Source organism: Deltaproteobacteria bacterium, from assembly GCA_030654105.1.
GTDB lineage: Bacteria > Desulfobacterota > SM23-61 > SM23-61 > SM23-61 > JAHJQK01.
The window spans coordinates 1-5930 of record JAURYC010000275.1; the positions used below are offsets into that span (position 1 = coordinate 1).

4 protein-coding genes are annotated in these 5930 nt (G+C 52.1%); all 4 read left to right on the plus strand.

Translation table 11 applies throughout. The annotated features are described in order from the left end of the window. The first annotated feature begins 200 nt into the window (after window positions 1-200). The 4 genes from Q7V48_11825 to Q7V48_11840 all read left to right on the plus strand — a co-directional run bounded on the left by Q7V48_11825 (window position 201) and on the right by Q7V48_11840 (window position 5669). Complete coding sequence (locus Q7V48_11825; GenBank protein MDO9211414.1) at window positions 201-1154, plus strand: acetamidase/formamidase family protein; 954 nt, start codon at window positions 201-203, stop codon at window positions 1152-1154. Between the two features lie 3 nt (window positions 1155-1157). After that, window positions 1158-3707, plus strand: coding sequence for a cation-translocating P-type ATPase (locus Q7V48_11830; protein ID MDO9211415.1), 2550 nt, complete (start codon window positions 1158-1160; stop codon window positions 3705-3707). 186 nt (window positions 3708-3893) lie between these two features. Next, complete coding sequence (locus Q7V48_11835) at window positions 3894-5192, plus strand: AI-2E family transporter (GenBank protein ID MDO9211416.1); 1299 nt, start codon at window positions 3894-3896, stop codon at window positions 5190-5192. A gap of 306 nt (window positions 5193-5498) precedes the next feature. Continuing rightward, complete coding sequence (locus Q7V48_11840) at window positions 5499-5669, plus strand: hypothetical protein (GenBank protein ID MDO9211417.1); 171 nt, start codon at window positions 5499-5501, stop codon at window positions 5667-5669. Window positions 5670-5930 lie beyond the last annotated feature (261 nt).

A 5930-nucleotide genomic window follows, 5' to 3' on the forward strand; every position in this document is an offset into this window, starting at 1 on the left:
AACTTACGGCAGGTTCCTTTTTTATTATTATACCAGATCTATTTCAACAACAGGTAATAACAAAGCACTTTTCAATTTTTCCCATTGACAAAGATTTCTTAAAAATTCCCTTGAGCAACACATTCTTTTATTATAACATACACCTCAAATTCAAGGTGTATCCGGGGATGGATATCTTATAAATTGGAAAGGGCAAGGCAATGAAACGGTTATCACGAGAGCAAGCCAAAGTATATGTCTTCGATCGATCTCTTCCTCCTCCATTACGCGTTGCTCCGGGAGAAAAATTTATCCTGGAAACGGAAGACGCCTCCAGTGGCTTCCTTCGTGCAGAAGGACAATCCCCCTTGAACCGGCCCTTCATCGACGAAACCTGGCCTCCTTCAGCGAACCCAGTCGCGGGACCGATTTATATCGAAGGGGTGCATAAGGGAGATCTTCTGGGAATCAAGATTGAAGATATTTTGGTGGCCGGCGACCAGAGCTTTACCTTTGCAGCCCGCCGGGGACCGATTCACGATTCATACCAATGGTCGGAAGCGGCTGCACCTTGGACCCATGTTTTGCGCCATGAACCCGGCCGGAGCGGCACGATGAGGGATGGAAAAATCTGGTTTAACGACAAGGTCTGCTGGCCGGTTACCCCTTTCATCGGGACGATCGCCGTGGCCCCCGAGCGCGAAGTGATCACCAGTATCTATGGCCAGGGAATCGGAGGAGGAAATATCGATTGCCGGGATATCAAACCTGGAAACACCTTTTACGTGAACAGCCAAAATGAAGGGGGGCTTCTCTTCGTGGGAGACGTGCACGCCTCCCAGGGAGATACGGAGTTTTCAGGAGTCGCCGCCGAGACCAGAGCTGAGGTTACCCTTGCCGTGGAAGTTATCCCCGGCAAAAAGATTCCCTTCCCCCGCATCGAAACCCCCCACAGCCTGATTGCCCTTTACAATTCCCGGCCCCTCGAGCATGCCGTGACCAAGGCGATTTTTATCCTGATGGCATGGCTGGTGGAAGAGTATGGCCTGAGTCAGCGGGATGCCTATATGCAGATATCCGTGAATCCAGGGGTTAGGGTACACATATACCAAATGATTCCCGATATGCCCCTCTGCTACACAGCGGGAGTCGAATTCCCCCGCGAATGCCTTTGAACCATGAAAGAATTTGACCTTCATTCCATCTCCGGCCTTACCGAGGCCGAAGCTACCGATCAACTGCAAAAAGAAGGATATAACGAACTCCCTTCCACAAAGCGGCGGTCCATCTTGGCCATCGTGCTCGAAGTGGTCCGTGAGCCCATGTTCCTCCTGCTGGTCGCCTGTGGGGCAATTTACCTTTTATTGGGAGATGTGCGGGAAGCCCTGATGTTGCTCGGCTTTGTCTTCGTCGTCATGGGCATCACCATCTACCAGGACCGGAAAACCGAACGCGCCCTGGAGGCCCTACGGGACCTTACCAGCCCGCGGGCACTGGTTATCCGCGAAGGCCAACAAAAAAGAATTCCCGGCCGGGAAGTGGTTCGCAGCGATATTCTCGTTTTAAACGAAGGCGACCGCGTCCCTGCCGATGCCGTGCTCCTCTGGTGCAGGAATATTTTGGTTGATGAGTCCCTGTTGACCGGTGAATCGGTACCTGTCCGCAAAGTTGCCTGGGGTGGATCTGCCCCGATGAGCCGCCCCGGAGGTGATGATCTCCCTTTGGTTTTTTCCGGCACCCTGATTGTAAAGGGCCAGGGTATCGCCCGCGTGATGGCCGTTGGCATCCAAACGGAAATCGGCAAAATCGGCAAGGCTTTACAAAAAGTGGTGCCGGAAGAAACCTTCATCCAAAGAGAAACCCGGCGTTTGGTTCGCATTCTGGCTATTGTGGGATTGTCCCTTTGCGCCTTGGTGATCATCGTGTATGGATCCACCCGCAGCGATTGGCTCGGTGGGCTTTTAGCCGGAATTACCATGGCCATGGCCATGCTGCCGGAAGAATTTCCAGTTGTCTTGACCATCTTCCTTGCCCTGGGCGCCTGGCGTATATCTCGTAAAAGGGTGCTTACCCGCCGCGTACCCACGGTGGAGACCCTCGGTTCCGCTACTGTGCTTTGTGTGGACAAAACAGGTACGCTAACCCAAAACCGTATGGTGGTACGGAAGATTTTTGCCCAAGATGAGGTTTATGATGTAAGCCAACAGCCCGACCGGCCTCTACCAGAAAATTTTCACGAGGTTCTCGAATTCAGCATTCTGGCCAGCGAGAGGAATCCTTTTGATCCCATGGAAAAGGCTATCAGGCAATTGGGATATTACACTCTCAACCGCACCGAACACCTTCATGATGACTGGACCGTGATCCAGGAGTACCCCCTGTCCGAAAACCTGCTGGCCTTATCTCACGTTCATAAAACCCCTGACCAGGATAGGTACGTGGTTGCTGCCAAGGGGGCCCCTGAGGCGATTGCCGATTTATGCCATATGGACGCGGCCCAAAGCGAAGCCCTATCCCACAACGTCCAGGCCATGGCGAACGATGGCCTGCGCATTATCGGTATAGCCAAAGCCCACTTTCAAAAAGCCCCCTTACCTGGCGAGCAACACGACTTTAAATTTGAGTTCTTGGGACTCGTGGGTTTGGATGACCCGCTGCGCCCGTCAGTGGCCAGCGCCATTCAGGAATGTTATACCGCCGGGATGAGAGTAGCCATGATCACAGGGGACTACCCCGGCACAGCCCAGAACATCGCCCGGCAAATAGGTCTGATGCCGGCGGACCAGGTGATCACCGGGCCTGAACTGGACAGGATGGACGACGCCGAATTACAAAACCGGGTGAAAACCGTAAACATTTTTGCCCGCGTTGTGCCCGAGCAGAAACTTCGATTGGTAAACGCCCTTAAGGCCAATGGAGAAATCGTGGCCATGACCGGGGATGGGGTGAATGATGCCCCGGCATTGAAATCAGCCCACATCGGCATCGCCATGGGGGGCCGAGGAACGGATGTGGCCCGCGAGGCTTCAGCCTTGGTGCTCCTGGACGATGATTTTTCTTCGATGGTCCAGGCTATTAAATTAGGGCGGAGGATTTTTGACAACCTCCAAAAAGCCATGACCTACATCTTTGCCATCCACGTGCCCATTGCCGGAATGTCCCTGCTACCCGTATTGTTTCAATGGCCTCTGGTCCTCTTCCCCGTCCATATTGTCTTCCTGGAATTGATTATCGACCCTGCCTGCTCGATCGTCTTCGAAGCAGAGCCCGAGGAAACGAACATCATGAACCGCCCGCCCCGCAACCCCCAAGAGCCGTTGTTTGGCAGGCGGACCGTTGTCCTGAGTTTGCTTCAAGGGCTGAGTGTGTTGGGCATTCTGTTGGTGGTCTTCAGCATCGCCCTATTTCGGGGACAGGGCGAAGCAGATGCCCGCACCCTAACCTTTACCACCCTGATCGTGGCCAACCTTGCTTTGATCTTTACCAACCGCTCGTGGTCGCGTTCCATCCGGTCAACGCTGCGTTCGGCCAATTCGGCCTTGAGATGGGTGTTCGGAGGTGCGCTGGTTTTCCTCGGCCTGGTGCTTTACATTCCCTTCCTGCGTACCCTCTTCCACTTTTCCTTTTTACACCCCACAGACCTGCTGATCTGCCTGGGAGCCGGGGGGGTCAGCGTTCTGTGGTTCGAATGGCTTAAATCCTTGCAGCAGCGGCCAAAGCAAACCTGAAAATAGGGTTCAAAGGGGGTTGAAGTTCGGAGTTCGGAGTTTAAAGTTCGGAGCTAAAAATTAATACTCCGAACTCATCACTCCGAACTATTTTCCCTTGACATTAGGCCTCAGCTCCTATATTTTCCAAACACAGTGATAGCGGTAAACAGTAACGATGAAATCAGACAGGGCAACACCTGGCGCATGCTATTGGTCGTCGGAGGCATCGTCCTTGCCGGTGGAGTTCTTTTTGCCTGGTCGCGTGTTCTCTTTCCCGTCCTGGTTGCTTTCCTGGTCGCCTACATCTCCCATCCTCTGGCGTCTTTTTTTGAAAAGCACCATCTCCCCCGAATCCTCGGTTTCCTGCTGGTTCTGTTGCTTTTTATCGGCTTACTATCCTTGATATTCCTGGTATTCCTGCCGGCGATCGTGCATGAACTGATGTTTATCGGAAAAAAGATCCCCGCCTGGCGCGGGGTAATAGAAAAATACGTTGGGTCTCTGCTTGTAGACCTGGAGCAACGTTATCCAGAAGCATACGCTCTGTTGCAGGAACGGCTTACGCAATGGGCTCAGGAAAACCTTCCTTCGGTGGCCCAGCGGCTGGTCGGTTGGCTTACGGGAATCATCGGTTCTGCGGTCGGTATTGTTAGCGCTCTTTTGAACCTCGTTCTCATTCCGGTTATCGCGGCCTATCTAACCATGGACTTTCGCAAGTTTATAAGTGCCCTGCAGATTCTCGTGCCACGGCCCGTGCTACCGGCGGTGAAAAAAGTAGTTCTGGAAGTAAACCAGGTCTTAAAGAACTTCCTTCGTGGCCAATTGCTGGTCGCCCTGGCTCTGGGAGTCATGTACACCGCTGGCCTTCTGCTCGTGCGCGCGCCGTTAGCGCTGGTGATCGGCCCGTTAGCCGGGTTGTTCTCGTTAGTTCCGTACCTGGGTTTCGTGCTCGGATTAGGAACCGCTTCCCTCCTGACTTTTGTGGAATACCAGGATTTCAGGCACATAATTGGCGTGCTGGTAACTTTTGCCGTGGCGCAGAGCATGGACGGTTGGTTTCTCACCCCCCGTTTGTTAGGAAAAAGAGTTGGCCTCCACCCAGTATGGATCCTGGTGGCGTTGCTCCTGGGGGGTGAGCTTTTCGGCTTGCCGGGTATTGTGGTAGCCGTGCCCGTGGCGGCCACGCTGCGGGTAGTGGTGCAGAATTCCGTGCAGGCTTACCGCGAAAGTTTGCTGTATCTCGGCTTGAATCTCGAACCGATTTTCTACACCCGGGAAGGATGTTCCCTTTGTGAGGAGTTCGCATTACTGTTACAACCGCTACTTGACTGCAGGGGAATTCATTTCCGCCGGGTGGACGTTGATCGTTCGCCAGCTTTAAAGGAACGCTTCGGATCCCGTGTTCCCGTCCTGGAGATCAACGGAAAAGTCGTGGCCGAAGGGCGGGTGTCTCCTTTAGAACTGGAAAAGCGGCTTGAGGGAGAACTGAAGGGATATTCATAATTCTTTGAACCCTCTTTTTTAGGGAAAATTACTATTGAGGGATTCAAAGAAAAGCTATAGAATATAACCTTCTCAGGGCAATTTAACAAAGAAGAAGTCTTATGTTTGCTTCCGGCCCCAAAGAAAAGTTAATCCAATATATTCTAATCGCTCTCATCATTGGATTCTTTGTCATTCCCTTGGCGGCCTTGTGTTTGTTCGATTGTAAAATCTTCCAACTCCAAAAAATCGGTTCCCTCCTTCTTTTTTTCTTCCGATGAAACTGCGATCATCCTTACCCTTCGGGGGCTGAGTCTGACCTCCGCTTTGGCATCTATCCTCAATGCTGCATCTTACAAACCCGAATACAAGCTGAGCCTCGTAGTGGGGCCGACAAATCCCTGGAGCGAAGGGGCTACGAAATTTGCTGGCCTGCTGGTGATCACCTATATTCCCTCTCTCTCCCTCTACCTTCCCGGCCTCTTCGGACTTCGATAGAAGATAAGTCAACAAAAAATTAGGCCAGAATTCACCCCATATTATTGATTTCCGTTTGGTCTTGCATTCTCGGGGATGACTTAAAAACAGGACTTCAAAAAGAAATTGATAGTGTTCGTCAGATCAGGCCTTGATTTTTACATATTTTGGGATTGGGGCATTCAATTCTCGGCCCATGCCCACTGCACCCTGTCTTGAGCAATAGGTTGGAGACAAATATTTCCTTCTTGAATAAGAGGTTGCAAATGTTTTTCCACTTCC